General features: G+C 51.7%; 2 tRNA genes and 2 rRNA genes. All 4 read right to left on the bottom strand.

Features of this window, described 5'->3' with window-relative positions:
- Positions 1–818, bottom strand: a 23S ribosomal RNA gene (locus JNB91_RS30210); the annotation flags it as partial.
- Between the two features lie 493 nt (positions 819–1,311).
- Positions 1,312–1,387: transfer RNA gene (locus JNB91_RS30205), tRNA-Ala, on the bottom strand.
- Positions 1,388–1,462: 75 nt separating this feature from the next.
- Positions 1,463–1,539 (bottom strand) — tRNA-Ile (locus JNB91_RS30200).
- Positions 1,540–1,830: 291 nt separating this feature from the next.
- Positions 1,831–1,940 (bottom strand): 16S ribosomal RNA (locus JNB91_RS30195); the annotation flags it as partial.

The raw sequence follows: 1,940 nt of genomic DNA, 5'->3' as shown, positions 1-1,940 counted from the left end.
TCACCCCTAGCCACAAGTCATCCCAATCTATTGCAACAGATGCGGGTTCGGCCCTCCAGTTGGTGTTACCCAACCTTCAGCCTGCTCATGGCTAGATCACTCGGTTTCGGGTCTAATGCAACTAACTGAACGCCCTGTTCAGACTCGCTTTCGCTGCGCCTACACCTACCGGCTTAAGCTTGCTAGTTACACTAAGTCGTTGACCCATTATACAAAAGGTACGCCGTCAGGCTTGCGCCCTCCGACTGCTTGTAGGCATCCGGTTTCAGGTTCTATTTCACTCCCCTTGTCGGGGTGCTTTTCACCTTTCCCTCACGGTACTTGTTCGCTATCGGTCATGCACGAGTACTTAGGCTTGGAGAGTGGTCTCCCCATGTTCAGACAGGATTTCACGTGTCCCGCCCTACTCAAGGACAATCAGTGTTCTACGCCTACGGGGCTATCACCCACTCTAGCCAAGCTTTCCAACTTGTTCGGCTTTATTCCTGATTGCCACTGGCCTGGTCCGCGTTCGCTCGCCACTACTTGCGGAGTCTCGGTTGATGTCCTTTCCTTCAGGTACTTAGATGTTTCAGTTCCCTGAGTTCGCTTCTAACCCCTATGTATTCGAAAGTTAGATACCTTATATCAATACCTAGAAACCTAAACCGTACCGAAGTACGGCTTAAACTTTCTAGGTATTTAAGGTGGGTTGCCCCATTCGGAGATCCATGGATCAAAGCTTATTCGCAGCTCCCCACAGCTTATCGCAGCGTATCACGTCCTTCTTCGCCTGTGCATGCCAAGGCATCCACCAAATGCCCTTACGACACTTAATCGTTCTCATTGCCAATGCTCATCAGTTAGCTGTCGTTTCGACGAAACGAGCAGCGGAAGGGCTACCTTTTACAACCCAACCATCTCATGATGACATCGACGTGTTCTTTTCGATCAGATCGCTTTATCGAGGTCACGCCGAGCGACCTACTTCACGTCTGATCATAAGACCAGCTTCTCGAGATTAAATCCGGGTCCGCGCGGTTAGCAAACGGACATCAATAAGTCATCAGATGAACCCAAAGGCTCAAACAATGACCGACCAGAGTGACAAGCTTCCTATCTCCACCGATCCCTCTTTCGTATCCGGCCGGCTAGGCCATCAACGACATCATAAGGATCAGCTTCAAACTCGGACCTAAATCCGAACCTGGAAGCCTCCAGATCAATCTTCTCTTCACGATTTTTGCAGAACAGGCACAACGCTCAAAGCGATGTGCAAACTTTTACTTCTTCAAAGGATATGCACCCGTCATCTCGACACCAAAAGCGAATTGGTGGAGCTGAGCGGGATCGAACCGCTGACCCCCTGCTTGCAAAGCAGGTGCTCTCCCAGCTGAGCTACAGCCCCAACCATCGACAACACCTGACAGAACAAACTGCCAGGATCAGGTAAACCCAAAAACCAACATTTACAAAAAGCAAATGGTGGGCCTGGGAAGACTTGAACTTCCGACCCCACGCTTATCAAGCGTGTGCTCTAACCAACTGAGCTACAGGCCCATCTGCTGTGTTCGCGTATGGGCACCATCAGCCGGCAAAGCCGAGCCGCCGGTCGTCCGGCGCCCTGTCCGGAGGCGAGCGATCGAAGATCGCGGCACCGCCGTGAGGACATATCCTAATGAAGAAAGAGAAACGTAGTCGGCGGTTTTCGCCATACCATCCGATGCAAAAGCATTCCGTGGCGTATTACGTTGCGATCGTGACCTGACTGGTCCGATCTTGTTCTAAAAAGCACGGGAAGGTTCATCTGAGACATGTCTCAGCGTCTTACCGGTTCCACAGCTTCCTTAGAAAGGAGGTGATCCAGCCGCAGGTTCCCCTACGGCTACCTTGTTACGACTTCACCCCAGTCGCTGACCCTACCGTGGTTAGCTGCCTCCTTGCGGTTAGCGCACTACCTT

It is taken from the genome of Aliirhizobium wenxiniae, assembly GCF_019511445.1.
GTDB classification, from domain to species: Bacteria; Pseudomonadota; Alphaproteobacteria; order Rhizobiales; family Rhizobiaceae; genus Neorhizobium; species Neorhizobium wenxiniae_A.
The sequence above is the reverse complement of the archived record's forward strand: the minus strand, read 5'-3'. Positions and strand labels throughout refer to the sequence as shown.